The sequence below is a fragment of the Bordetella genomosp. 9 genome, assembly GCF_002261425.1.
In the GTDB taxonomy this organism is placed as follows: Bacteria; Pseudomonadota; Gammaproteobacteria; order Burkholderiales; family Burkholderiaceae_B; genus Bordetella_C.
Map to the genome: position 1 here is coordinate 3,520,136 of NZ_NEVJ01000003.1, position 26,286 is coordinate 3,546,421.

Here is a 26,286-nt window from a genome sequence, read left to right on the forward strand (position 1 = left end):
TCTCTTCGGTAAACGATCGGGGACGCAGTATCGAGTTTGGCGCGAGGCGCGTGGTGCTCACTGCGCGTAAGGCGATTTGAAGGCGGTGGGGGGCAGGCTCACGCCGCCTGGCATGGGGTCGAAGGTGTAGCGCGCATACAGGCCGCCCACCCACTGGCGGTAGTCGCGCGAGTTGTCGATGGACGCCATGCCGCCCAGGAACAGCTGCGGACCCACCTGGTATTCCGCGCTGGTCAACAGGCTGTAGCCCACGCCGGTCTTGCTCTGGCCATCGTAGCGCGCGTCCGGCGAACCGGTCAGTCCCTGGGCGTAGGCCTGGGCCGCGGCGGTGTTGGCGGCGTTCTGCAGGCTGCCGTTGTTGGGGAAGTAGGGCGAGGAGTCGGTGCGGAAGTACTGCAGGCCCAGGGAGCCTTGCACCTGGTAGCTGAAGTTGCCGCGGCGCTGCGCCCAGTTCAGCGGCACGCTCAGCGCGTAGTACTCCTGCGGGCTGAAGTAGCCGCCCTGTCCATAAGTGAAGAAGCTGAGGTTCTTGTCATACGACATGGCCGTCACGTTCACGCCGCTGGACAGTTGGTAGCCGGTGTCGCGCAGCAGATACTTGTAAAGGCCGACGCCGCCTTCCAGGCGCGTGTTCGATTCGACGTTGCGGCCGTCCAGCGATTGAAAGGAGCCGTATCCGTACACGCCGTAGTCGCCGTAGTCCTGCGTCAGCTGCAGCCGCACGCCGGTGGCGGCCACCGCGCCCCAGGACTGCCCTGTGCGCGCGTCGCGCGCGCCGGCGAAGGACAGCAGGCTGTCCGTCACCGGGCGGCGCGAAAGCTCGGCCGTGTAGGACAGGCCGCTGTCGTCCAGCGGACGGTTCAGTTTCACGCCCCCTATCACGTTGGTGTAGCGAAAGCCGATGGGTGTGCTGCCGAGGTCGGCGGACAGTCCGTCCGTTTCATAGGCCACGGACACGCCCACGCCATGATCGCTTTGCGAACCGGCCGAGCCGGCGGTGCCGTTCTGCTGCGCCAGCGCCGCGGCGGGGCCGCCGCCGAAGCGGCTGCCCGAGCCGTAGCCATTGCCCACCGATCCGGCCTGCAAGGTGGTCGGCGTGACCTTCAGGAACAGGTTGCCGTCGCCGACGGGCAGGCGGGCCTGCGCGGGCGCTTCGATATCGCTGAGCTTGCCCATGCCGGATTCGCCGTTGCGGCTGCGTCCCAGGAGGCCGACCTGCGCGTAGGGCGTACCGGTCCGCATCAACTGGTCCAGCTCCTGCTGGATGGAAGGCGGCGCCGCGTCCTGTCCGGACGCGGCGGACGTGGCCGGTGCGGGCTGCGCATAGCCGTTGGCGGGCGCGTAGCCCGGCGGCGGCGGATAGCCGGCCTGGGCCGCATAGACGGGTGGCGCGCCATAGCCGGGCGCTGGCGCGTACCCTTGCGGCGCGGGGTAGCCCGGCGCGGGGGTGTAGCCCGGCGGCGGCGCCGCATAGCCCGGCGCCGCGCCGCCCGCGTAGGCATACTGCACCGATCCCGCCGCGGCGGGATAGGGCTGCGGCGGACGCAGCGACGAAGCGGGCGCGGGGATGTACGCGCCGCCGCTGTCGCCATTGCCGCCACTGGCGCTGGCCAGGGCCTGCGGCAGCGGCAGGGGCGCCATGCCCAGCGTCGACTGGCTGCGCTGGCCCGGCAGGCCGACAAAGGGGTTGGAAGCCGTGGGCGAAGCCGCGGCCACCTGCGTGCCCGCGCCGCCGGATTGTTGCGCGGCGAGCGCCGCCTTCAGCAACTGGGTCGCCTTCGCGGTCTTGCCCTGTTCGCGATAGATGCGCGCGGCCGAAGCCAGTACGTCGGCATTGTCGGGCGCCAGCGAAATCGCCTTCTGCGCCGACTTGTCGGCGAAGTCGTAGTCCTTCACGCGATTGGCCATCTGCGCCGCGCCGAGCTGCACGTCGACGTTGTCGGGATCCGTGCGCTGCAGCCGCTTGTAGATGTCCAGCGCCTTGGGGTATTCCTGCGCGGACGCGTACATGCGGGCCAGGGTGCCGGCCACCAGCGGATCGTCGGGACGTTCCTGCAAAACCGGCGCCAGGATGTCGTACGCCGCGACCAGGTCGTCGCGCTGGCGCAAGGCTTCGGCCTGGCGGACGATGTACAGCACGCGCAGATTGTCGAAGCTGTCTTGATCGGCCTGCGACAGGTGCTGGCGCTGCAGGGACCGCAAGACATCGACGAGCTCGGCGTCGCGTCCGGTCTTCAGCAACAGCGACGCGTATTGCAGGGATAGCGACGGCGGCGGCGGATTGCGTGCCGCCAGCGCGTCGCGCAGCATGGCCGTGCCGGTCGCCGGGTCGCCGGCGTCCACATAGGCCAGGGCCAGCGCGCCCAGCATGTCGGGATCCTGGCCGGCATAGGACGTCGCCTGCGCAAGCAGGTTCGACGCTTCCTTGCGCCGGCCGCTCTGGGCCAGGCGCGTGGCCAGGGCCGCCTGCGACTGCACCCAGGTACGGCGCTCCAGCAGCGTCATGTCGGCGGTACGCGCCGATTCGGGGATGCGCCGCAACGTGGCCAAGGCGCCGGAATAGTCTTTGGCTTGCGAGGACACCAGCGCGCTGGCGTAAAGCGCTTCGTTGTCGCCGGGCCGCGCCGCGACCAGGTCGTCCATCAGGCTCGATGCGCGGGCCTTGTCGCCGGCCTTCATGTACAACCGGGCCAGCGATACCCGCATCCATGGATCGCCGGGCGCTTCCTTGACGGCCTGCTGCCAGGCCGCCTGCGCCGCGGCCGTGTCGCCGCGCGCCAGCGCGGCCTGGGCGCGGCCATCGTCCAGCGCCGCGCGCAGGATATCCGCGCCGCCGACCGCGGTGCGTTGCACGGGCGTCAGGCCGTCGACGATGCGCTTCGCCTCGGCGTCCTTGCCATTGCGCGCCAGCACGGACACCAGTCCGCGCAGCGTATCCGCATCGTTCGGCGAACTGGCGATCGCGCTGCGATACAGGCGCTCCGCGTCGTCCAGGCGGCCTTCGCCGGCGGCGATCGCGGCCAGCTGGTTGGCGGCCGCGGGATCGCGCGGAGACAGGCTCATGGCCTCGCGCAGCAGGCGGTCGGCGGTGGCGGTATCGCCGGCCTGGCGCGCCGTGTTGGCGCGCGTGACCAGCGCCCAGTACGAGGCGCTGTCCAGCGCGCTCTTCCAACGCGTGCCGCCGTTGCGGACCGCGCGATCCAGCAGGTTCCTGGCATCGTCATAGCGTTGCTGGCGCAGCCGCACAACGCCCAGGCCGCCCAGCGCATCGGCGTAATCGGCGCGGGACTTGAGCACCGCGTTGAAGCCCGTTTCCGCCGCCGTCAGATTGCCCTGCTCCAGCGCGCGCAGGCTGGCGTCCGTGCGGACGCGCAGCGGATCGAGCGGCGCGGCGGCCGATGCCGCGGGCGCCTTGCCGATATCGGCGTACTGCTGGCGGATTTCGTCGTCTTCCGGATGCGCCTTCAGGTAGGACTCGAACAAGGGGGCGTCGGCCTTGCGCGGCGGATTGCCCAGGAATCCCAGCGCCTCGCGCCAGCTTTCGGTGGCCGCGCCGCCCACGTCGGGCAGCGTCGACAGCTTTTCGAGGGCGCGTATGCCGTCGGCGCGCGTGTTTTCGTCCAGCGCCGTGATCTGCGCGATGTTCAGCCGGATCTCGTTGTTGTTCGGCTCTTCGCGCGACAGCCGCTGCAGGTTGCGCAGGGCCTCGGCACGACCGGCCGCCGTATAGCCCAGCCGGCTGTAGTACTCCAGCGCGATATCGCCGGTGGGCTGCGGCACGTTCTTGAACGCGGCGCGGTAGTTGTCCAGCGCGCCGTTCAGGTCATTGGATTGCACGGCCAGGCGGGCCTGCTCCAGCCGCCGCTTGCCTTCGCCGCTGCCCAGTTCGATGGCCTGGGTCAACCGGGCGACACGCAGGCTGTTCGGATCCTGCGCGCGCAAGCGGTCGAGATACTTGCGCGCGTCGGCCGGCTTGTTGGCCTTGACCGCGTCGATGCCCAGGCCATACAGCGCATCGGGCTGGTTGGGATCGATGCGCAGCAGCTTCTGCCAGGCTTCGTTGGACCGCTCCGCGTTGTTGCGCTGCTGCCAGTACTGGCCTTGTTTCACCAGTACGTCGATGGCGCTGTCCTGCGCCCAGGCCGCCAGGGGCAGGGACGCGGCGAGCAGACCGGCGGCTAGGGAGCTGAGGCGCGGCGGCATGATGTTTCCCAGGATGGTTGGACGGTGCCGGTGGGGTGGAAGCGATAACGTCCTTCGCTCCAGCCCAGGCCGAACAGCGTCAGGACGTAGTCGTAGTAGGGAGCCTGCACGCCGGTGGCATCCGCCTTTTCGCGGGCCTGCGCCAGCAGCGTCTGCACGCGGGCGCGCTGTTTCTGCAGCAGATCGTCGCGGCGGGTGGCCTGCAGATAGGGCAGCAGCGCGGCGGAAAAGCCGAAGGGGCCGGTGCCGTCGGTGACGCCGGTGGCCGTGCGTACCGATTCCGGCGGATATCCCAGCGTCGCGGTCGCCGCGGCCAGGCCTTGGGTGGCGGCGCGCAGCGGCATCGCCAGCGGGTCTTCATCCGGCGTCAGGCCCGCCCACATGTAGGTGCGGATGGCGTCGTAGCTGCCGATATCGCCCTTGACCGGATCGGTGGCGAAGCGGCCGGGCGTGGAAGCTCCGCTGGCGGACGTCCTGGGCGCCATGTAGGCCACCCAGTCGGCCACATAGCCCGTGTCCTGTCCGCCGGCGTAGACCGCCGGGGTATTGCGGGCGATCTCCTGCCAGAGCGCGCGATTGCCGGCATTGGCCAGCCTGCGCAATACGGGCGGCGGCAGGTAGCTGGCGTTCAGGCGCCAGATGTTGCCCGGCAGGGCGAAGCCCTTGGGTCCTGGCAGCAGCATGCGGCCCAGCCCTGGCAGCTCGACGGTCTCTTCGGCCTCGATGCGCGCGAGCAGGGCATGCGCGCGGTCCGCGTAGTCCTTGCGGCCCCACAGCCTGGCGGCTTCCAGCAGGTCATAGGCGATCCAGAGGTCGGCATCGGCGGCGGAGTTGGCGTCCAGCACCCGCCAGCCGCCATCCGGCGCCAGGCCCCAGAACCAGGCCGGCAGGCGCTTGCCGATATCGCCGCCGGCCAGGTTGGCTTCGGTCCATGTCCACAGCCGGTCGAAGGTGGCCTGGTCGCCCGCCACCAGCGCGAAGAACATGCCGTAGGACTGGCCTTCGGACGAGCTGTGGCGCTGCGGGGTGCTGGCATCGAGCACCCGTCCATCCGGCTGGATGAAGCGGGCCTGGAAGTCTTGCCATAGCGGCCAGGGCGCGGCCACGCAGCTTGCCGGACTCGCGCCCGTGCCCGTGGTCGCGGCGGCCGTGGCCGCGGACCCGGCGCCCGCCGCGCCGGCGACGCAGGGCAGCCATACCGATAGCACCGCCAGCGTCCGGCGCCAGGCCGGCGCGCGGGAGGCCGGTCGGCGTGCCCGTGCCCTGTCCATCATTGCTTCAGGCGCCGCTGCGCGCGCGCATGCAGCGACCAGTACAGGACCGCCGCCAGCAGCAGCGCGCCCAGCAGGCAGCAGGCCAGGAAAAGCAGCAGGTGGCGGCTGAAGAACCACTCCGCGTATTCCACCGGCCCCAGCTTGCCCACGTAATAGCTGTCCTGCGCCAACAGGCTTTCGACCTGCTTGCCGCGCACCATCGCCAGCGAGCCCCTGATGCCGTGGTCGCTGCTGCTGTCGTCCAGCAGCACGTCCAGCGCGTCGGCCAGGCCCTGCGGCTTGTTGCCCGAAACGACGACCACGCTGCGGCCCGCGGTGAGCGGCGACTCGAAGCCCGCCAGCATGGCGTCGGCGCTATCGCTGTTGAAGGAAACGACATCGCGCGGCCGTTCGGGCGTGCCCAGCCAGGCGGAGGTCTTGTAGACCAGGTCGGACAGGCTGAAGCGCTTGTCCTTGCCGTCCACCGACGCCGGCATGTATTGCGCCCACTGCTTGAGCAGCGGCTGGTTGTCGCCGGAGGCGATCACCAGCAGGTCCTTGTCCGCCAGCTTGGCCGCTTGGCCGGCCTGGCTGACGGTCACGGCGGTGGCGGGATAGCCCGTCGATGCGCCCAGGCGTCCCAACAGCGTCAGGTAGGCGCTGTAGTCGGATACCGCGGGCTGGTCGGGCAGCACCACGGCGGTCTGCGACAGGTCGGCCATCCGCGTGAACGGAAAGCCGGCCTTGTCGAAGGCGGCCAGGTCGGGCATGGCGATGAAATGCGGCAGTTGCGAGATATCGATCGTCGAATCCGGATCGATCGCGCCGCGCACGTTGTCCAGCAGCGCGTCCTTGCAATCGCCCTGCTTAAGCACGTCGTAGGAGTAGTACAGCTGCAGCTGCGAGCGCGGCGGCAGCAGGAACAGCGGCAGCTCCAGTCGCTTTTCGGCGGGCAGCGTGCTGTCGGACATCAAGGTGTCCGTCAGCGACGGCGCCTTGGCGGCGGGCAGCGGGATGCCTTGCACGAACTGGTCGTTCAGGCTCACGCTCAGCACCGATTTGTCGCTGGTCGGCCTGGGCGTATAGCGGTACTTCAAGTCCACCGGAACGCGCTTGTCGCGCCAGGCGAACAGGTCCGGCGGCAGGCGCAGGTTCACCCGTATCAGGTCGGGACGATAGCCCGCGACGTTCAGCGCGCGGGCCTCGGCGAGTTCGCCGAACTTGACCGGGCGGTCGCTGGGCAGCCAGTTCGGCGCGTCGTAGGGCTTGCGCGGCTCCAGGGGCTTCAGGCCCGTGATCGTGGCGGTCGCGCCGGACAGGGTCTGGCTGCCCAGGGCCAGCGCATTCGCGGCGGTCTTCAGGTCGGCGCCGTCGCGCCCCTGGATCACCAGCAGCTTGCCGTTGGGATCGTTGGGATTGGTGACGATGGAGATGGTCGGCCCATTGACGGCCGCCTGCCCCGCGCCGCCCGCCTGCACGCCGGGGACGGCCGTGCCGCCGGCCACCAGCACGATGGCGTTGCCTTCCTTCGGCAGCTGGCCGATGGATGCGGGAAAGCGGGCGCCGCGATAGTCGGCCAGCGCGCCGAACCACGACGACAGCGCGCCGGCGGCTTCCAGCGTGGCCGTGTCGGGATTGGCGGCGAACACCATGGGCAGCACCAGCCGGCGCACGTCGCGGCGGTCGAAGAACGGCAGCGGCAGGGTCGACAGGTCGTTGCGCATGCGCAGCGGCGCCACCGTCAGCTCCAGCACGCTCTGGTTGCCGATATTGGCCCACAGGCTGGAGTGCAGCGGATCCTCGCACTGCATCGTGTAGTGGCCGATCAGCTGCAGGTTCAGCCGGTTGAAGTCGGTGATAAGGCGGGCCGGGATATCGACCGTGCGCTGCAGGTTCTTGCCGCCGTCTTCCTTGGGCACCGGAATGCTGTAGGCGACCTCGCCATTGACCATCACGTTGATGTGCGACAGGTCCGGCAGCAGCGCCGGCGAATAGGCATAGTCCAGCTTCAGCTTCGCCCCGGTGACCACCTCATCGGCGCGCACGCTGAACGGTACCCCGTTGCTGCCATCCACGCCGGTGATGTTCAGCGGATACTGGGCGCCCAGTTGCTTCAGCGACAGCGAGTAGGTGCGCGAGCCGTCCGGCGCCGGGGGCGCGGATGCCGCGGCGGCTGGCGTGGACTGCATCGCCGCAGGGTCGGCGGCAGGCGCGCCGGCGGGCGCGGCCCAGGCGGTGTGGAAAGCGCTGGCCAACAGCGTGCCGGCGAGCGTGCCGCATACGCCGCGGCGTATGCGGTGGACGCGATTGTGGAACACGGTCATCTATTTCTCGCAGTGCCGTTGGGACTTTGCGCCGCAGCCGCGGCAGGGGGCGTGGCCGCCGGCGCCGGGCGGCGCTGGCGGAAGGGTTCGTAGAAGGTGTGGCGCAACACCAGCGCGAAGCCGTGTATGCCTATCCGGGTCACCTCGGCCAAGGCCGCCAATGGGGCATCCGGCTTGCGGTTGCCCCAGCCCGACGCCCAGGTATCGGCGCGCGCGAAGGTCAATTGGGACAGCTGCACCTGCTGGGCGACGCTCAGGCCGTCGAAGCGCAGCCCGACCCGTTCCGCGCGGCTGAACACCACGGTAGCGGGAAACACGCCTTCTTCGTCGCCGCGAAAAATCGAGATATGGACTTTGTCGTGCAGCGGCACGTTGGCGCCGTCCGGCAGCAACAGGCCCAGCCCGGTCTGCGAGAAATCGCTGGTCTCGCAAACGACGGTCTTGCCGTTCGCCAGTTTCACCATGGCGGGCAGCTTCGCCGCCACGCGCGGGTCGTTGCGCAGTTGGCGGCTTTCGGCCGCCACCGCCACGCTGGCGCTGGTGATGATGATGTTGTAGACGGTCCAGGCCAGGTTGATGCAGATGGTGGTGGTGACGTCGGCGTCGCCATGGCCCAGGGCCAGCATGGTCAGCCCCGCGATCATGCCCGCCACGTTGAGGGCCAGCAGCACGATGTACGGCCGCGCCATGGTCCAGTCGAAATACGACTGCTCGATGACGCCGCCCTTGGACGTGACGTTGAACTTGCCCAGCTTGGGATTGACCAGCGCCAGCACGACGGGCCGCATGATGTACCACGCCAGCACCGATTCGTAGACTTCGTTCCAGAAGGAATGGCGGAAACGCCCCTGGATGCGCGAGTTGGTGATGCTGGCATGCAGCAGGTGGGGCAGCGCATAGACCGTGATCATCAGGGCCGACGCCTGGAAGACGTGGGCGCCGAAGAACAGATAGGCCAGCGGCGCCGTCAGGAACACGATGCGCGGCAGCCCGTAGAAGAAGTGCAGCATCGCGTTCAGGTAGCACAGCCGCTGGCCGAACTTCAGCCCCTTGCCCACCAGCGGGTTGTCCACGCGGAATATCTGCGCCATGCCGCGCGCCCAGCGTATGCGCTGGCCGATGTGCGCGGCCAGGCTTTCCGTCGCCAGCCCCGCCGCCTGCGGGATGCCCAGGAACGCGGTGTTGTAGCCGGCGCGGCTCAGTTTCAAGGCGGTGTGGGCGTCCTCGGTGACCGTTTCCACCGCCACGCCGCCGACTTCCTCCAATGGCGCGCGGCGCAGGATGGCGCACGATCCGCAGAAGAAAGAGGCATTCCACAGGTCGTTGCCGTCCTGCACCAGGCCGTAGAAGAGCTCGCCTTCGTTCGGTACGGCCCGTCCGGTCTTGAGATTCTTTTCGAAGGGGTCGGCCGAGAAGAAGAAATGGGGCGTCTGCAGCATGGCGAGCTTGCGGTCCTTCAGGAACCAGCCCATGCAAAGCTGCAGGAAGGAGCGTGTCGGCACGTGGTCGCAGTCGAAGATCGCGACGTATTCGCCCTGGGTCTGCTTGAGCGCCCAGTTCAGGTTGCCGGCCTTGGCGTGACGGTTGTCCTCGCGGGTGATGTAGCCCGCGCCGACCTCCTGGCAGAAGTCGCGGAATTCGGCGCGGCGGCCGTCGTCCAGCAGATAGACGCGCAGCTTGTCGGCGGGCCAGTCCATGGTGAGCGCGGTGTAGACCGTCTGCCTGACCACGTTCAAGGGCTCGTTGTAGGTCGGGATGAAGATATCCACCGACGGCCACAGCGTGATGTCGGCGGGCAGCGGCGTGGGCTTGCGGCGCAGCGGCCAGGCCGTCTGCAGATAGCCGAGCAGCAGGACCGCGAGCGCGTAGCACTCCGCCAGCACCAGGCCCCAGCCGAACAGCGTATCGACGGTGTTGTCGAAGTCCAGCGTCGCCGTCACGCGCCAGTACATGTAGCGCAGCGACGCCGTGCAGGACAGCACGATCAACGTGAGCACCGCGAGCTGTCCGCGGATGCGGCGCACGCAGAGCGCGAACAGGAAGGTCACCACGCAGAACACCAGCTGCTGTTCCAGCGTCAGCGGGATGATGACCGTGAGCCATACGAGCAGCACCGCCACGATGCCGATCGCCACGCGCAGCGGCAGGCTGGTCCAGAGGCCGCGCTGCAGCAGCCGGTCCCCGGGCGCCGGACCGGCCGGCGGATAGTGGAACGACTGCGTCGGCCCCTTCATGGCGTCGGGCTCCCCGTATCGGCCAGGCGCGCCAGCACGTGGCGCGCGCATTGCTGAAGGTCATGCGCCGCGCGTCCGTTCGGATCGTAGTCCAGCACCTTCATGTTGCAAGCCAGCGCTTCGCGCACGGACTCGTCGTCGTGGATCACGCCCACGGTCCGGGCGCCCAGCTGGTGCCGCATGACCTCGACCACGTCCTGGGTCAGGCGGCGCGAGCGGTCCACCTGGTTGATCGCATAGACGCAGGGGGTGTCGCCGCGCGCATTGGCGCCGCCGAACGCTTCCACCATCGACGCGGTCGCCGGCAGCGTCGCATACGACGCCGCGTCGGCCAGCGTGACGGCCACGACGAGATCCGCGGCCGCGATCGCCTGCCGCGTGTAGACGGACGGGCCGGGCGGCGTATCGATCAGCACGATGGCGTCGTCGGGCAATTGCATGGCGCGCAGGCGCGCGGCCAGCAGGCCCGGCTCGTCGCGCAGGCGGCGCTCCAGGCGCTCGCGGTCGCTTTCCGGCAACTGGCCATGCGGGACCACGTCGACACCGTCCTTGCCGGGCAGGCGCGCATCGTCCCAGCGCCGGTCGGACAAGGTCGCGCGGGCCAGGCCGTCCATGCCGTTCGAGCCGGCGTCGGCATGCAGGCGCAGGGCATTCTGCGGATCCAGGTCGACCGCCACCACCGGCCGCCCCATGCGGGCCAGCGCCGCAGCGATGTTGGCGCTGATCGTCGTCTTGCCGACGCCGCCCTTGGCGGATATCACGGCGATGGTTTTCACGATGAAAGCAGCCGTTTGAACAGGTCGGGCAGGCGCCCCGAGGCCGGCTCGGACGGGCTGTCCGCCACCAGGCGGCGGAAGGGGTCCCCGGACGCGCCGGGAAGTCCGGCCGGCGCGGCCATTTGCTCGTTCGCGGCGGCCTCGGCGGCCGGCGCCGCGACAGGGCCGCCGGCTGGTGCGGCGATCGCCGCGGGTGTCGCGGTGAAGGAGGGGGCGGACGGCGCGGCCGAAGGCACGGCAGCGGATGCGGCCGAGAATGCGGCGGCGGGCGGCACGACCGGGTCGGCGACGTGGCTCGCGGGCGCCGGCTCAGGCGGCTGCGGAACCAGGAAGGCGCGCGGCACGTCGCGGTTGAATGGCTTCGGACTGGGCGCGATGAACTGCGGCTGCGGCCGGACGGGTTCGGCGGCGGCGCCCTGCGCGTCGGCCGCCCGTTGCGCGGCCTGCGCCATCACGGCGCCGTCATCCACGCCGACCGCGGGCGCCGCGACGGGCTGCAGGGGGTCGAAGGCCGCCAGCATGGGCCAGCGCGCCCGGGCCTGGCTGGCCGCCGCCAGCGTGGCGATTTCCTGGTAGCCCGCGGGATCCCCGCCGAACTGCGCGTAAAGCCGCGCGATATCGTTGTCGTCATCGGAATGCATGCGCCGGGCCCCTCATTTGGAAAAAACGAAACGCAGGCTGCCCGTTTCCGGGTCGGCGTGTTGCAACCGGACCTGCAGCGTGTCACCGGCCCCCGCGGCCGACATCCATCCCTGGTAGACGCCTTCCAGGAAAGCGGGCGTCCATTCCAGTTCGCCCGCGCCGAAACCGGCGGCCAGGGGCGTGCAAAAGTGTTCGATCAGCAGCGCGGCGTCGTCCTGTTCGGCCAGTGCGACCAGGCCCCAGTCGAGCGGCGCCCATGCGGCATTCATGGCATCGCGCAGCTCGGCTATGCTGGCGCACGGCGGCAGGGGATACAGCGCGGCGTAGCGTCCGCCGATGCGGTGCATGAGGCCGCGCAGCTCCGCGGTCGACAGGTGCGCGCGGAACTCCTCGGCCTGGGCGCGCAGAAATCCCCGCCACTGCGGCGTGCAAAGGCGGCCATGCAAATACTCCAATTCGGCGCCTTGCATTCAAGATCCCCAAACGAGTTGCATTGCGTGCGCGCGACCAGCAAAAGACCCTAGCGGGCGCATGTGCGACTGATTGTGAATTAGGGGTCTTTGTTTAACAAGGCTTGATCGCGTGTAACTCCACAAGCTTCTAGGCTTTGTCGATTTATTTCCGGCCGTTCTTGGGGGTTGTTGCGCTGCCGCGAAGCTAATATCACAGAAGTTGCTGATTTCGTGCGCAAAATAACATAATCTTGCCGAAACACTTTGTGGTGTCTTGCCAACGTAAATTCAAAAAAAACCGCACCGGCGCAGCCGGTGCGGCATCCCTCCCGCTACATCAAACGATTCAGGGCCGGAGCATGACGCCGTCCTTTAGTCCTGCGCAGTGGTCGTAGATTTCGCCCGGACGCGTGAACCAAACCTTGTCGCGCTGGGGATGGTCCACGATGTATTTCAAGGCCCGGCGCAGCGCGCGCAGGCGATACGGCTGCCCGACGATCATGGTGTGCAGGGCGATGCCGCATACCAGCGGCTGCTTTTCCGACTGGGCCAGCATCTCCTCGAACTGCTCGATGATCATCTGTTCGAAGTCCTGCGCGGTGTGGCGGCGCACCAGCATCTGGGGTGAATCGTTGATCTCCAGCGGATACGGCACCGACATCAGCGGGCCGGAGCGGGTCTTCATCCACACCGGCTGATCGTCGGCCGGCCAGTCCATCACGAACTTGTAGCCGGTATCCACCAGCAGCTCGGGCGTCTGCGCGCTTTGCGACATCCACGGGCCCATCCAGCCGCGCACGTCCTGCCCCGCGTGCTTCTTGATGGCGTCGCGCACCTCGGTCAGCAGGCGGGCTTCGTCGGCGGGCCACAGGTGGCCCTGTGCTTCGGCGTTGGTGCGGCCGTGCCCGATGAGTTCGTCGCCGCGCTTGAGGATGGGCTCGAGCACATCGGGGGCGTACTCGAACAGCACCGTATTCATCAGGTGCGACGCCGGCAGGCCGAGCTCGTCGAACAGCTCCAGCAGGCGCCAGACGCCCACCCGGTTGCCGTAGTCGCGCCAGGCGAAGCCGCGCGCGTCGGGCTGCGGCAGCTCGGTGCCCAGGTGATGGCCCTTGCCGGTGCCGAAGGCGAAGTGCTCGATATTCAGGCCCAGGTAGACGGCCAGCCGCTTGCCGCCCGGCCAGCTGTAGTCGGGGCGTTTGGTGATGGCGCTGTACGGATACCGGTCGTGGTAGGGAAGTAGCATGGGATCGATCCGAATGGGTGTGTCGACGTCAGGTTGATGGGGGCGGGGGTATGGCGCGATGGCCACGGCGGGCGGCCGCGCGGGAGGGTCCCGCCGGCCCTGCTCCGCCGCTATACCCCCAGGAAGGCGGTCTGTACCTTGGGGTCCTCCAGCAGGGCGGCGGAGGCGTCGTCGAACAGCTTTTCCCCCAGCTGCAGGATGGCTGTACGCCGCGCCACGCGCATCGCCCAGTTGGCGTTCTGCTCCGCCAGCACGAAGGCCAGGCCTTCGCGCTGCTGGATTTCCAGCAGGATGTCGCCGATGCGCTCGACGATGATGGGCGCCAGTCCCAGCGAAGGCTCGTCCAGCAGGAAGAGCCTGGGGCCGCTCATCAGGGCGCGGCCGATGGCCAGCATCTGCTGTTCGCCGCCGGACAGGCTGCCCGCTGCCTGCCGGGCCCGTTCCTTCAGGCGCGGAAAGTAGCCGAACATCTGTTCCATGCGCTCCGCCAGGCGATCGCCGCCGCGGCCGAAGGCGCCCATCTTCAGGTTCTCCTGCACCGTCAGCGAGGGGAACACCCGGCGGCCTTCCGGGGAGAAGCCGATGCCCAGCTTCACCACTTCCGACGCGGCCATGCCCTTGATGCTTTTGCCTTGCCACAGGATGTCGCCGCCGTAGCCGGTGACGAGTCCGGTGATGGCTTTCAGCGTGCTGCTCTTGCCGGCGCCGTTGGAGCCGATCAGCGCCACGGTTTCGGCCTCGCCTATGCTCAGGTTCAATGCGCGCGTGCCGGCCACGCGGCCGTAGCGCACGTCCAGGTTACGCAATTCCAGCAGTGACATTCCTAGTTCCCAAGTAAGCCTCGACGACACGGCGGTCGCGCAGGACTTCATCCGGCCGGCCGCGCGTCAGTTCCTGGCCGGAGGCCACCACCAGCAGGCGGTCGCACAGGCCGGCGATGAAGCGCATGTTGTGGTCGATGACCATGACCGTGACCCCCGACTCGCGAACACGCAGGATGGCGTCGCGCACCTGGTCGGTTTCCTCGGCGCTGAGACCCGCCACCGGTTCGTCCAGCATCAGCAGCGTGGGCCGCGCGGCCAGCGCGATGGCGATGCCCAGGATCTTCTGCATCCCGTAGGGCAGGCTGCCGGCGGCGTCGTCGGCCACCGCGGCCAGGCCCATGCGATGCAGCAGTTCTTCGACCTGGGCGTCCGATTCGGCGCGCTTGCGCTTCGCGCGCGGCGTATCGAACAGGGTGGCCAGGAAACCGGGATAGCGCGTCAGGTAGGAGCCGCGCACGATGTTCTCGCGCACGCTGCGCTGCGCATAGACCGCGGTCGACTGGAAGGTGCGCACCAGGCCGCGTTCGGTCAGGCGCGAAGGCGCCATGCCGGTGACGGCTTCGTCGCGGAACACCACGGTGCCGCGCGACGGCTTGATGACGCCGCTGATCAGGTTGACCAGCGTGGTTTTGCCGGCGCCGTTGGGACCGATGACGCCCAGGATCTCGCCTTCGTAGACTTCGAAGGTGACGCCATCGACGGCCTTCAGCCCGCCGAAGCTGATGCCGATGCCGTCCACATTGAGCAGCTTGTTCATGCGCGCGCCTCCTTGCGGCCGCGCCGCGCGCCGCGCAGCATGGCGGCCAGCCCGACCAGTCCCGACGAGAACGAGGCCATTACCAGGATCAGCGCCACGCCGAACAGGATGCGCTGAACTTCGACATAGCCGCGCAGCAGTTCGGGAAGCGCCACCAGGAAGACCGCGCCGACGATGGGGCCGACCACGTTGTACATCCCGCCCAGCACGTTCATCACGACCAGGTTCAGCGATTCGGTCATGCCGAAGGAGGTCGGGTCGATGTAGTGCATGAAGAAGGCCAGCAGGCCGCCCTGCAGGCCGACCAGCGCGCAGCCCAGCACGAAGATGCCGACCTTCAGCCGGATGACCGGCACGCCGGCGCACTCGGTGACCCGTTCGGCTTCGCGCGCCGCATCCATGGCGCGTCCGACCTCGGACATCAGCAGGCGGATGCACAGGGCCGCCACCAGCACGGCGGCGACCAGGGCGATGTAGTACTGCGCCAGCGGCGAGCTCCAGCCGGCATGCAGGTCCGGCAGGTTGGACAGGCCGTTGGACCCGCCCGTGACGCTTTCCCATTCCACCAGCACCAGGCGGATGATTTCGCCCAGCAGGAAAGTGACCAGCACGAAGTACTTGCCGGTCAGGCGCAGCACGATGGGACCGACCAGCAGGGCCAGCAGCGCCGAGGCGCCGGCGCCGATCGCCAGGCCGGCGAAGGGCGACACGCCCAGCTTCAGCACCGACAGCGCGCAGGCATAGGCGCCCACGCCCATGAACCCGGCATGCGAAAACGAGATATGGCCCGTGCGGATGATCAGGTGCAGGCTGAGCGCGCCGATGACGTTCAGCAGGATCAGCGCGCCGATGGCCAGGATGAAGGCGTTGTCGGCCACGTGCGGCAGCACGGCCAGCACCACGGTGGCCAGCACGCCCATCGCCAGCACTTTCATGCCGCGAGGCGCGCCTTCGGTCTGGCGCGCGATGGGAGCATTCAGGGAAGTATTCGACATGGCGGCCTCAGCGTTCCGGTTTTCCAAGCAGGCCCCAGGGGCGCACCACCAGCAGCGCGATCACCACGCCGAAGGATACGAAGGTGGACGTGGCCGAGCCGTAGAAGGTGGACAGGAAGCTTTCGCCGAAACCGAACAGCACGCCGCCCAGCGCCGCGCCGGGAATACTGCCCATGCCGCCCAGGATGACGACGATGAAGGCCACCATCAGCGGGCGCTCGCCCATGAACGGCGACAGCGCATAGGTTTGCGCATAGATGGCGCCGGCGATGGCGGTCATGAACGCGGCCAGGAAAAACGCCAGCTGGTAGATGCGGCGCGTATTGACGCCCTGCGCCTCGGCGATCTCGATGTCTTCGGACGCGGCGCGCACGGCCAGGCCATAGCGGCTCAGGCTCATGAAGCCCCAGAACGCCAGCAGCACCACCACCGCGATGCCGATGATCATCAGCTTGTCGGCCGGGATCGACACCGCCCCGATGGGGACCATGCTGTCCAGCGCGGCGGGAATCGAACGTTCGTAGACGTCGAAGATCAGCACGCAGCTGTAGACGATGGCGATGTCCAGGCCCAGCAGTCCGATCATGCTCTGGAACATCTTCTGGTAGAAACGGCGATACACCAGCCATTCCAGGATCATGCTGCCGGCGGCGACGGTCAGCCCGGCCAGCAGGATGGCCACCACGTAAGGCAGCTTGAATTCGCCGAAGTAATAATGCAGCGCATAGCCGCCCAGCATGGCCAGGCTGCCATGCGCGAAGTTGACCACTTTCATGATGCCGAACAACAGCGTGAACCCCAGCGCGATCAGGACGTAGATCGCGCTGAGGCTCAGGCCGTTGATCAGCACCTGGGTCAGGACCGGTGCGGAAAACATGCAATCCCCTAGAAGGCGGAATGTCCGTCGCGACGGCCACGCACGGGCCGCCGCGACAGACGGATAAGGCTTATTCCTTGACGGGCGTCAGGGAGGTGATCGTCTGCGGCTTGCCGTCCTTGATCTGGGTGATCCAGAACTTGTTCAGCAGTTGGCGGTTCACGCCGTAGGCCTTCTGGCCGCCCCAGACCACCGGGCCATAGATGCCGGCGTCGTAGCCGCTGACGTTCTCCAGCGCGGTGCGGACCTTGTCCGTGTCGGTGACGGTGCCGGCGTTTTCCAGCGCCTTGAAGAGGATCTTCGCGGAGTTGTACCAGCCGGGGGTCTGCGCGTTGATCACGCCGCTCCAGCGCTTCTTGTAGGCGTCGATGAACTTCTGCGCGCCGGGCTCGCGGAAGTCGAACACGTCGTAGGACATGAAGCCTTCGGCATTGGGGCCGGCGATGTCGTTGATCTCGTCGATGCCGGGGCCGCCGACCTGCCAGATCAGGCCCTTGTAGCCGATCTGCCGCGCCTGCTTGACCAGCAGGCCCGCTTCGCCGGGCGCGTTCAGGTTCAGGTCCAGGATGTCCACGCCCTGCGCCATCATGCGCGTGAGCAGCGGCGTGAATTCCTTGGAACCGCGCTCATAGCTTTCCGACCACACGGTGTAGCCGTTGTCCTTGTAGGTCTGGCCCAGCGTGGGCAGCACGACCTGGCCGGTGGCGTCGTTGGGAACGATCAGCGCGACCTTCTTCACCTGGGGATGCGTCTCCTTCAGCCACTTGACCATCGCGGGGCCGAATTCGATGTTGCTGTTCATCGAGCGGAAGTTGTAGCCGTTGGCGCCGCCCTGCTTCAGGATGTCCGGCGCGTAGCCGTTGGACAGCACGATGACCTTGGCCTGGTTGGTGATGGGCACCACCGACATGGCGGACGGCGTGCCGATGGGACCGATGACGAACTTGACCTTGTCGTAGTTGACCAGGCGCTCGGCCGCGGTGCGGCCGCCGGTGGCGGTGTACTTGTCGTCGTACATCACCAGTTCGGGCTTGTAGGTCTTGCCGCCGACCTTGAGTCCGCCCTGCGCGTTGACTTCGTCGATGGCCATCTGCACGCCGCGCTGGACGGCCAGGCCCCAGGCGGTGCCGCCGCCGGACAGCGGCCCGATGCCGCCGATCTTCAGTGCTTCCTGTGCGTGCGCGGACAGCGCGGCGCCGGTGCCCAGTGCGGCCAAAATCAGGCTACCAAGCAGTTTCTTCGCGTGCATGAGGCATACCCCTTGTTCTGGAAACGATATGGTTGGAGAAGGTCAGTCGAGCGGCCTGGGCAAGGTGCCCAGCACCGATGTGGCGAAACGCGCGGCGGCCAGCAGGCGGGTGTCCTGGCCGTAGGCGCCTATCAGTTGCGCGCCCAGCGGCAGGCCGCCGGGCCCGATCTCGAGCGGGAAGGACACGCAGGGCATGTGCAGCAGCGTCCAGATGGCGCCGTAGCGCGGCGATCCCGAGTTGGCGTGGCCGGCTTCCGCTTCGCCGTCGGCGGCGGGATAGAGCAGCACGTCATGGTCGGCGAACAGCGTGCTGGCCCGGGCGCGCATCTGCGCCACGTGCTGCAGCAGCCCGGTGTACTCGTCCAGGCCGACGTCGGCGCCGCCGCGCAGGCGGGCTTGCAGGCGCGGACTCAGCTGGCTTTCATTGCGCAGGCGTTCCTGCGCCAGCGTCTGGCGAGCTTCGAAGGCGAACAGCCGCAGCTGCATGGCTTCCAGCGCCTCGAATTCCGGCGGCAGCCAGAAGCGCGTGACCTGCGCGCCGGCCTTGGCCAGCGTGTCGGCGGCGCGCTCGATGGCGGCGATGGTCGACGGATGCGTGTAGTCCCATTGGCGCGACAGGCACAGGCCGATGCGCGGGCGCAGCACGCTGCCGGACATGACGTCGCGCGCGCCGTGCAGGCCCATCGTGAAGAACGCAGCGTCGGCGACGTCGCGCGTGATCACGCCGACCGTGTCCTGCGAGGGGCTGAGCGGCTTCATGCCGCCCGTGGCGATCAGCCCGAAGCTGGGCTTGTAGCCGACCGCGCCGCAGTAGATGGCCGGCCGCACGATGGAGCCGGTGGTCTGCGTGCCGAAGGCCACGGGCACCATGTAGTCGCCCACCGCGGCGCCCGATCCGCTGGACGATCCGCCCGGTGTGTGGGTGACGCGCAGCGGATTGACGGCCTTGCTGGGGGTCTGGGTGGCGAACTCGCCGGTCGCGACCTTGCCGATGAGCACGGCGCCGCGATGCCTGGCCAGCGCCACGCAGCCGGCGTCGGCGACCGGGCGGTGGCCGCGGTAGATGGGCGAGCCGTATTCGGTGGGATAGTCGACGGTGTCAAAGATGTCCTTGGCGGCGAAGGGGATGCCGCGCAGCGGCCGGCCGCCCGGCGCGTCCGCCGCCAAGGCCTCGGCCTGCCGGGCCCCGGCCAGGGCGAGTTCCGGATCGCAGGCGACGAAGGCGCGGATCTCGTCATTGCGTTCGGCGATGCGTTCCAGGCAGGCCTGGACGACGGCGGTGGGCGTGGTCTCGCCGCGCTCGATGGCGGCGGCCGCTTGCCACGCGGTCAGCTGATTCAAAGGTTTCACTGCAACGTTCCGTGGAGGTATACGCGGCGACCCCTGTCCGGGGGCGCCCGGTCGCGTCGATAGGGCGGCGGCTGGCGCGCGCGCTGTCGGCACAGGCCGGCTATCTGGCCTGGCTACTTTATGGAGCGGGGATTGATATGTCTAATACAATCTAAGGCCATCATTAAGATGGATTCTCACCTAATCATTCGGGAAAACGATGCCTCTGATTTCGCGCGCGATGCGGGCCTTCGTGGTGGTGGCCGAGGAGCTGCATTTCGGCCGAGCGGCCATCCGCCTGAATATCAGCCAGCCGCCGCTCAGCCAGCTGATACGCCAGTTCGAGGCCGAGGTCGGCACCGAGTTGTTCGTGCGGTCGACGCGCTCGGTGCGCTTGACCCAGGCGGGCGAAGTGCTGTTGCCGCGGGCGCGTCGGCTGGTCGACGAAAACGATTCGATCCTGCGCGCGGTGCGGCGGGCCGGCAGCGGCGACGCCGGCCGGCTGGCGGTGGGCTTCGTCAGCACCGCGGCCTATCGGGTGCTGCCGGGCGCCATCGCGCGCTACCGGGCCAAGTACCCGGACGTCGAGCTGATGCTGTTCGAGGAGTTGACCGGCACGATCACCGATCGCCTGATGTCCGGGACGCTGGACATCGCGATCTTCCGCCGCCTGCCGCGCGCGACCGAACCGGACCTGATCTTCGAGCGCGTGCATCGCGAGAAAATGGTGCTGGCCATGCCGGCAGATCACCCGTTCCGCGAGCTCCACAAGGTGCCCATGCGCAAGCTGGACGGGCAGGCGATGGTGGGCTTCCAGCGCGAGGCATCGTCGTACTTCAACGCGGTGCAGACGCGCCTGTGCCGCGAGCACAATGTGCGGCCGCGCATCGTGTACGAGAGCGTGCTGCCCACGCTGCTGGCGCTGGTGGAAGGCGGCATGGGCATGGCGCTGGTGCCGGAGTCGGCGGCGGGGCTGCGCAATTCGGTGGTGTACCGGCCCCTGTCCGGCTTGCCGGATGCGTTCGACGTCGACCTGTATTGCGCGCGGCGGCCGGATAACCTGAATCCGACGGCGCAGGCATTTGCGCGGATCCTGCAACAGGGCTAGTGTGTCGCCCGTCGCGATGGCGACGACGCGATCGAGGCTCATGGCGGCATGGGCCATCATCCAAGGGGAGCTTCATTCATGGCAGTCAGTACTACTCTTCCGCGCGTGGCGATCATCGGCTGCGGCGGCACGATCACGTCGCGCGGCACCGGGCCGCTGGACACGATGGACTATCCCGAGTTCGGCACGAAGCTCAGCGTGGCGGACGTGCTGGAAGCGATTCCGGAGACGGCCTCCGTCGCGCGGACGGTGCTGGTACCGTTCCGGGAAGTGAGCAGTTCCGCGATCACCACGCAGGATTGGTTCGCGCTGCGCGCGGCGATACGGCGCATGGCGGCGGAACAGCCGGACTTGGCGGGATTCGTCATCCTGCACGGCACGGCGTCGCTGGAAGAAACGGCTTTCTTCCTGGACCTGACCCTGTCGCTCGAACAGCCGGTCGTCGTGGTGGGCGCGCAGCGGCCCCTCAGCGCGGTCGGATCGGACGCGCCGATGAACGTGATCGCGGCCCTGCGCACCGCGGCGGCGCCGCAGTCGCGCGGGCGTGGCGTGCTGGTGGTCATGAATGACGAGATCTGCTCGGCGCGGGATGTGGTGAAGACGCATACCCTGCGGGTGCAGACCTTCCGGTCGGCGGATTTCGGGGCCTTGGGGGTGGTGGATCCGGATGGGGTCTTCTACTACCGGCGCAACGATGACGCGCGTGCTGCCGCCGCGGATACGGCGCTGCCTGATTTCACGGCGTTGGCGGATGACGTCGCGCTGCCTCGGGTGGATATTCTTTATTCTCATATCGGCGCGGATGGTGCACTGGTGCAGGCCTGCGTGGCCGCGGGCGCACGCGGGATCATCTGCGCGGGAATGGCGCCGGGGATGCCGGCAAAGGCCGAACGCGATGCCTATGAATCCGCGCGTCGTGGTGGCGTGGCATTGGTCCAGTGTTCACGAGCGGGCAGCGGGCGTGTCGCGAATCGGCGGGCGTTGCGGGAGAACGGGTGGATCGCCGGGAGTTCCCTGAGCCCGCAGAAGGCCAGGATACTGCTGGCCCTGGCGCTTTCGTGTACGGATGATCTTGAGGTTATGCGAGGCGTGTTCGCGCGGTTCTAAAGGCGGGTTGCCGATTCGTTGATGGTATTGGCGGTTGGTCTGCCGATGATGGCGGGGTGGTGACGGTGTTTCGCCGATGGTGGTTCTAGTGCTGGTGCCGTCCGTCGGTGCGGTCACCCTGTCGCGTCCATCCCGATCGGCCGGTCCGGCGCGCGGGCGCCGGACTCCCGCTTCGTCTGCCTCGTCCGGCGGCCGAACGTCGTCGGCGTTCTAGCGTCCTTTTTGCCCGGCCGTCCTTCCTTCGTCAGCCCTCGCGCGGCCTCAACGGGCTGGCCCCGACAGGGCGACCACCCCGCCGGACTCTGCTGTGCCGCATTCACGGATGCCGCGACCGTCTGGGTGCTTGGCCCTTCGTGGCGTTGTCGGTTGAGTCAAGAAGGATCTGCCGTTGCCCGGCGCCGCGCGGCCGCCCAGCGCGGCCACGCGGCACCTGCGCGATGTGGCTTGCCGGGGGTGTTTCCTGTGGGGTCGGCGGTGTCGACCATCGACGCATTCAGCGCAGCACCGTCGCGCCCTGCGTGTTGACGTAGACCGAAAACAGCGACTTGCCCGCCGCCATGAACAGGCGGTTTCTTTGCGGCCCGCCGAAGCACAGATTCGCGCAGCGTTCGGGCAGATGGATGTGTCCGATGCGCACCCCATCGGGGGCGAAGACCGCGACGCCGTCGAGCTCTTCGGACCCCATTCCCCACCCGCACCACAGATTGCCATCGACGTCGCACCGTATGCCGTCGGACGTCCCCGGTCCGCAGTCGATATGGACCTGGCCTGTCCCCACGCCGCGTCCATCGGCGGAAACGTCGTGCGCCGTGATCAGGCGATGCGGCGTGGCGCGTGACTGGACCAGGTAGAGGACACGCTCGTCCGGCGAAAAGCACAGCCCGTTGGGTCCATCGGCGCCTTCGATCACCACGGTGAGTTCGCCGGTTTCCGCATCCCACCGGTACACCTGCGCCGGCAGCTCCTGCTTGCCCGGCAGTCCTTCGTACCAGCCGCCAATGCCGAACGGCGGGTCGGTGAACCATACCGAACCATCGGACTTGACCACCACGTCATTGGGCGAGTTCAGCCGCTTGCCCTGGTAGCTGTCGGCCAGCACCGTGATGGACCCGTCATGCTCGGTGCGCGTCACCCGTCGCCCTTCGTGTTCGCAGGTGATCAGCCGGCCTTGCAGGTCACGCGTGTTGCCGTTGGCGTTGCGCGACGGCTGGCGGAAGACGCTGAACGCCCCCGTGGGTTCGTCCCACCGCATGATGCGGTTGTTGGGAATATCGCTCACCAGCAGATAGCGGCCATCGCCGAACCAGATCGGACCTTCCGCCCAGCGCATGCCGTCGCCCAGTTTCTCGACCGCGGCCGAGAAGATCACATAGCGGGAGAACCGTGGGTCGATGACTTCGATGCGCGGATCGGGATAGCGCTCACTGGGTTGCCACACGGCCATGGTCTCCAAAATAGGCGCGCTCCAGGCGCGCGGCCAGGTCGGCTTCGCGGGTGCCGGCCTGCATGGCGATGCGGCCTTGGGCCAGGGCATAGACGCGATCGGCCAGGGCCAGCGCCTTTTCCACCAGCTGCTCCACGAGCACGATGGCCGTGCCCTGCTTGCGCAGCTGTCCGGCCACGGTCAGCACGCGGTCGACCAGGACAGGCGACAAGCCGGCGGACGGTTCGTCAAGGATAAGCAGGCGCGGCCGCTTGACCAGGCCCTGCGCCACGACCAGCATCTGCTGCTGGCCGCCGCTCAGCGCGCCGGCGCGGTCGTTGCGCTTGGCCGCGATTTCCGGGAAATAGGCCAGCGCTTCTTCCACGCGCGTCCTGCGTTCCGCGCCCGGCGCGTCGTAGCCCGCCAGCATCAGGTTGTCGATCACGCTCTGCTGCGTGAAAACGCGGTGGCCTTCGATGACGTGCACCAGCCCCGCGCGCGCGGTCTCGCGCGGCGTCGCGCGGCTCAGGTCCGCGCCGCCGAACGAGATGCTGCCGGCGCTCAGCGGCAGCAGCCCGGAAATGGCCCGCATCAGCGTGCTCTTGCCGGCGCCGTTGGGCCCCAGGATGGCCACGATCTCGCCGGCCGCGACGTCCAGGTCTATGCCGTGCAGGATGCCGATCTTGCCGTAGCCGGTCGCCAGGCCGCGTACCGTCAGCAGCGGCGGGCGGGCGTTATCCTCCGAGATAGGCACTGACCACCTCCTTGTGTTCGCGCACCTGCGCCGGTGTGCCGTCGGCCAGCACGCGGCCCAGGTTCAGCACGGTGACGTGATCGCAGATATCGAAGATCAGGTCGGCGTGATGCTCGACCAGCAGTACGCCGGTGCCGTGCCGCGCGATGTGGCGGATAAGCTCGCCCAGCCGGCGGATCTCCTCGGCGGCCAGGCCGGCGGCCGGCTCGTCCAGCAGCACGAAGGAGGGCCGCAGCATCAGTGCACGGGCGATTTCCAGGAAGCGCAGCTCGCTGTGCTGGAGACGGTCCGCCCGGACCTCGGCCACCGCCGCCAGGCCGACGATGCGCAGCGCGGTGCGCGCGGCCTCGTGCAGCGCGCGTTCGTCGCGGCGATGGCGCGGCAGGTGCAGCATCGATTCGACGAAGGACGCGTGGCCCTGCAGCGTGCCGCCTATCATCACGTTCTGCAGGACCGAGGCCTCGCCGATGATGCGTGGCGTCTGGTAGGTCCGCGCGATGCCGCGCGGCGCGCGCAGCAGCGGCCGACCCAGCGCCAGCGGTGCGCCGTTCAGGGCGAGCGTGCCGGCTTCCGGCGTGCAATATCCGGAGATCACGTTCAGCGTCGTGGTCTTGCCGCTGCCGTTGGGACCGATCAGCCCGTGTATCTGTCCCGGCTCGATCTTCAGGCTCAGGCCATCGATGGCGCGCACCCCGCCGAAGCTCAACACGATGTTCTCCAGCGCGATCCCGCCGGCCGCGGGCGTGGCCGTCAGCAGCTGGGCCAGCGGCGCGGGATCGGGCGCGATGGCGCGATTGGCCGGCAGCGGGCGCCTGTTGCGGAAGTCCAGCAGCGCCGCGATGCCGCCGGGCGCGACCAGCACGATCACCAGCAGCATCAGGGCATACAGGAAGTTCGACCACGCGGCCAGCGGCGCCGCGATCTCCGGCAATACCGTCAGGATCACCGTGCCCAGCAGCGGACCCAGGATGGACCCCCTGCCGCCGATCAGGATGGAGATGAAGAACAGCACCGACAGTTCGAAGGTGAAGGCATCGGGGGTGATGTAGGTCTGCAGCGACGCGAACAGGCCGCCCGCCACCGCCGCCAGCACGCCGGCCAGGACGAAGACCAGCGCCAGCAGCCTGACCTTGGAAATGCCGCTGGCTTCCGCCGCGACCTCGGCGTCGCGCACGGCGATCAGGCCCCGGCCGTAGCGGCTGCGCGCCACGTTCGACGTCAGCAGCGTGCCGATGCCGGCGATCGCCAGGCACAGGTAGTACAGGCCCATCTCGCTGTCGAAGGGCGCCGGCAGCGCCGGCCCCGCCAGCCCGATGCCGCCGCCGGTCACATCCTGCCAGGCCAGCGCGATCTGCGTGACGATGGTGGCGAAGCCCAGCGTGGTCATGGCGAAGTAGAACGTGCGCAGCCGCAGCGCGGGCAATCCCACGATCAGTCCGAAGATGCCGCCGCCCACGCCGGCGCAGGCCAGCGCGACGAAAGGCGGCAGGGCCGGCAGGACGTTGCCCGCCGCCAGTACGCTGGTGATGTACGCGCCCAGCGTCAGCAGCGCCACATAGCCGATGGCCAGCTGCCCGGCGAAACCCACCACCAGGTTCAGCCCGGACACCAGGATCCAATAGATGGCCGCGCGCGTGGCGATCACGGTCCAGTACGTATTGCCGCTGAAGGGCAGCAGCGCCGCGAGCAGGAAGATCGCCAGGAACGGCCACAGCGCATGCAGCCCGGCCATGGCGCTGCGATGCCCCTGCCCCGCCCCGCCGTTGGCGGCCGGCGCGGGCTGGCCCGCCGCGTCATGGCCCGTGCCGCCGAGCGGCGCGATCCTGTCGGCACCGCCCGTCGCCAATCCCTGCAGCCCGCTCTTCGCCGCCATCACACCCTCCGCGCGGTCGAGCCGCCGAACAGGCCTTGCGGCACCGCCAGCAGCACGACGATGAACAGCACGAACACCGCGATGGATGCGAAGACGCCGCCCACGGTGAAGTTGGCGGCCTGCTGGAACAGGCCCAGCGCGAGCCCGCCGACCAGGGCGCCACGGTTATTGCCCAGGCCGCCCAGCGCCACCGGAACGAAACCATAGAAGTTCAGCAGCGTGCCATTGGCGAAGAAGGCGAGCATCAGCTGGCCGCTGGCGAAGCCGGCGATGCCGCCGATGACGGCGGCCAGCACATAGCTCCACACGCGCAGCCGCCGTTCCGGCAGGCCCAGCGCGCGTGCCGCGAAGTTGTCTTCCGCCACGGCCAGGAAGGCCATGCCGACCAGCGTGCGGCGATACAGGTATTCCAGCCCCGCCACGACGAGCGCGCAGGCGACGACCGGCAGCCAGAACTTTTCGTCGGTGACGCCGGAGCCCCAGCCGAACAGGCGCGGGAACGGCTGCGGCTCGGTGCCCCATTCGATGGCGGTCACCTGCTGGATCATCAGCGCCAGCGCCAGCGTGGACAGCACGTAAAGATGCTGGTCCAGGCTCTTCAACACGGGCCGCACCGCCACCAGCTCCGTGACCACGCCCATCAGCGCGCAACCGGCCAGCGTCGCGATGAAGCCCAGCCATGGCGGCAAGCCAAGCTTCAGGATGAACAGCGAGCCCAGCACGCCGCCCAGCATGCCCAGCTGCCCCGCGGTGAAGCTCATGACCCGCGAGGTCGCGAACATGGTGTTGTACGTGATGCCGATGAGCGCGTAGACCGCGCCCATCGCCAGGCCGGATGCGATGATGGAGCCGAGCATCGT

General features: G+C 68.5%; 20 protein-coding genes. 2 read left to right on the top strand and 18 right to left on the bottom strand.

The features are described from left to right. Positions 1 to 57: 57 nt before the first annotated feature. The 14 genes from CAL26_RS27125 to CAL26_RS27190 all read right to left on the bottom strand — a co-directional run bounded on the left by CAL26_RS27125 (position 58) and on the right by CAL26_RS27190 (position 19,182). Positions 58 to 4,203, bottom strand: a complete 4,146-nt coding sequence (locus CAL26_RS27125) for a cellulose biosynthesis protein BcsC (RefSeq protein WP_094849671.1) — start codon at positions 4,201 to 4,203, stop codon at positions 58 to 60. Then, entirely contained in the window at positions 4,179 to 5,477 is a 1,299-nt protein-coding gene (gene bcsZ / locus CAL26_RS27130) for a cellulose synthase complex periplasmic endoglucanase BcsZ (protein ID WP_179283499.1), read from the bottom strand. The genes CAL26_RS27125 and bcsZ overlap by 25 nt, the downstream gene beginning before the upstream one ends. Continuing rightward, positions 5,474 to 7,780 (bottom strand): cellulose biosynthesis cyclic di-GMP-binding regulatory protein BcsB, encoded by a 2,307-nt coding sequence (gene bcsB, locus CAL26_RS27135; protein ID WP_094849673.1) that lies wholly within the window; start codon positions 7,778 to 7,780, stop codon positions 5,474 to 5,476. The genes bcsZ and bcsB overlap by 4 nt, the downstream gene beginning before the upstream one ends. After that, positions 7,777 to 10,014 carry a UDP-forming cellulose synthase catalytic subunit gene (bcsA, locus tag CAL26_RS27140; protein WP_094849674.1) on the bottom strand — a complete coding sequence of 746 codons (2,238 nt, stop codon included), beginning with the start codon at positions 10,012 to 10,014 and terminating at the stop codon, positions 7,777 to 7,779. The genes bcsB and bcsA overlap by 4 nt, the downstream gene beginning before the upstream one ends. Next, positions 10,011 to 10,790, bottom strand: a complete 780-nt coding sequence (gene bcsQ, locus CAL26_RS27145; RefSeq protein WP_094849675.1) for a cellulose biosynthesis protein BcsQ — start codon at positions 10,788 to 10,790, stop codon at positions 10,011 to 10,013. Before bcsQ ends, bcsA begins: the two co-directional genes overlap by 4 nt. Beyond that, a complete protein-coding gene (gene bcsP / locus CAL26_RS27150; RefSeq protein WP_094849676.1) occupies positions 10,787 to 11,431 on the bottom strand; it encodes a cellulose biosynthesis protein BcsP in 645 nt (214 codons plus the stop codon). The genes bcsQ and bcsP overlap by 4 nt, the downstream gene beginning before the upstream one ends. A gap of 12 nt (positions 11,432 to 11,443) precedes the next feature. Further along, positions 11,444 to 11,902 carry a cellulose biosynthesis protein BcsD gene (gene bcsD / locus CAL26_RS27155; RefSeq protein ID WP_094849677.1) on the bottom strand — a complete coding sequence of 153 codons (459 nt, stop codon included), beginning with the start codon at positions 11,900 to 11,902 and terminating at the stop codon, positions 11,444 to 11,446. Between the two features lie 328 nt (positions 11,903 to 12,230). Further along, positions 12,231 to 13,130 (bottom strand): polysaccharide deacetylase family protein, encoded by a 900-nt coding sequence (locus CAL26_RS27160; protein WP_094849678.1) that lies wholly within the window; start codon positions 13,128 to 13,130, stop codon positions 12,231 to 12,233. 110 nt (positions 13,131 to 13,240) lie between these two features. Then, positions 13,241 to 13,951 carry an ABC transporter ATP-binding protein gene (locus tag CAL26_RS27165; RefSeq protein ID WP_094849679.1) on the bottom strand — a complete coding sequence of 237 codons (711 nt, stop codon included), beginning with the start codon at positions 13,949 to 13,951 and terminating at the stop codon, positions 13,241 to 13,243. Continuing rightward, a complete protein-coding gene (locus CAL26_RS27170; protein ID WP_094849680.1) occupies positions 13,929 to 14,711 on the bottom strand; it encodes an ABC transporter ATP-binding protein in 783 nt (260 codons plus the stop codon). The genes CAL26_RS27165 and CAL26_RS27170 overlap by 23 nt, the downstream gene beginning before the upstream one ends. After that, the gene (locus CAL26_RS27175; protein ID WP_094849681.1) at positions 14,708 to 15,706 is read right to left on the bottom strand and encodes a branched-chain amino acid ABC transporter permease; all 999 of its coding nucleotides are present in this window, start codon (positions 15,704 to 15,706) and stop codon (positions 14,708 to 14,710) included. The genes CAL26_RS27170 and CAL26_RS27175 overlap by 4 nt, the downstream gene beginning before the upstream one ends. Positions 15,707 to 15,713: 7 nt before the next feature. Then, a complete protein-coding gene (locus CAL26_RS27180) occupies positions 15,714 to 16,583 on the bottom strand; it encodes a branched-chain amino acid ABC transporter permease (RefSeq protein ID WP_094849682.1) in 870 nt (289 codons plus the stop codon). A gap of 70 nt (positions 16,584 to 16,653) precedes the next feature. Next, positions 16,654 to 17,832: an ABC transporter substrate-binding protein gene (locus CAL26_RS27185; RefSeq protein ID WP_094849683.1), complete on the bottom strand. Its 1,179-nt coding sequence runs from the start codon at positions 17,830 to 17,832 to the stop codon at positions 16,654 to 16,656. 42 nt (positions 17,833 to 17,874) lie between these two features. Next, positions 17,875 to 19,182 (bottom strand): amidase, encoded by a 1,308-nt coding sequence (locus CAL26_RS27190; protein ID WP_094849684.1) that lies wholly within the window; start codon positions 19,180 to 19,182, stop codon positions 17,875 to 17,877. A gap of 199 nt (positions 19,183 to 19,381) precedes the next feature. Between CAL26_RS27190 and CAL26_RS27195 the strand changes: the two genes are divergently transcribed. After that, positions 19,382 to 20,269 carry a LysR substrate-binding domain-containing protein gene (locus CAL26_RS27195; RefSeq protein ID WP_094849685.1) on the top strand — a complete coding sequence of 296 codons (888 nt, stop codon included), beginning with the start codon at positions 19,382 to 19,384 and terminating at the stop codon, positions 20,267 to 20,269. Between the two features lie 78 nt (positions 20,270 to 20,347). Continuing rightward, the gene (locus CAL26_RS27200) at positions 20,348 to 21,376 is read left to right on the top strand and encodes an asparaginase (RefSeq protein WP_094849686.1); all 1,029 of its coding nucleotides are present in this window, start codon (positions 20,348 to 20,350) and stop codon (positions 21,374 to 21,376) included. Between the two features lie 493 nt (positions 21,377 to 21,869). On the opposite strand, the gene CAL26_RS27205 is transcribed toward CAL26_RS27200, so the two are convergent. From CAL26_RS27205 to CAL26_RS27220, 4 genes are read right to left on the bottom strand one after another with little or no spacing between them, the layout of a single operon-like run. Then, positions 21,870 to 22,814, bottom strand: a complete 945-nt coding sequence (locus CAL26_RS27205) for an SMP-30/gluconolactonase/LRE family protein (protein ID WP_256988606.1) — start codon at positions 22,812 to 22,814, stop codon at positions 21,870 to 21,872. Further along, a complete protein-coding gene (locus tag CAL26_RS27210) occupies positions 22,798 to 23,553 on the bottom strand; it encodes an ABC transporter ATP-binding protein (RefSeq protein ID WP_094849688.1) in 756 nt (251 codons plus the stop codon). The genes CAL26_RS27205 and CAL26_RS27210 overlap by 17 nt, the downstream gene beginning before the upstream one ends. After that, on the bottom strand, positions 23,534 to 25,426 hold the full coding sequence (locus CAL26_RS27215; RefSeq protein WP_094849689.1) for a branched-chain amino acid ABC transporter ATP-binding protein/permease: 1,893 nt from the start codon (positions 25,424 to 25,426) through the stop codon (positions 23,534 to 23,536). The genes CAL26_RS27210 and CAL26_RS27215 overlap by 20 nt, the downstream gene beginning before the upstream one ends. Further along, on the bottom strand, positions 25,426 to 26,283 hold the full coding sequence (locus CAL26_RS27220) for a branched-chain amino acid ABC transporter permease (protein ID WP_094849690.1): 858 nt from the start codon (positions 26,281 to 26,283) through the stop codon (positions 25,426 to 25,428). The genes CAL26_RS27215 and CAL26_RS27220 overlap by 1 nt, the downstream gene beginning before the upstream one ends. Positions 26,284 to 26,286 lie beyond the last annotated feature (3 nt).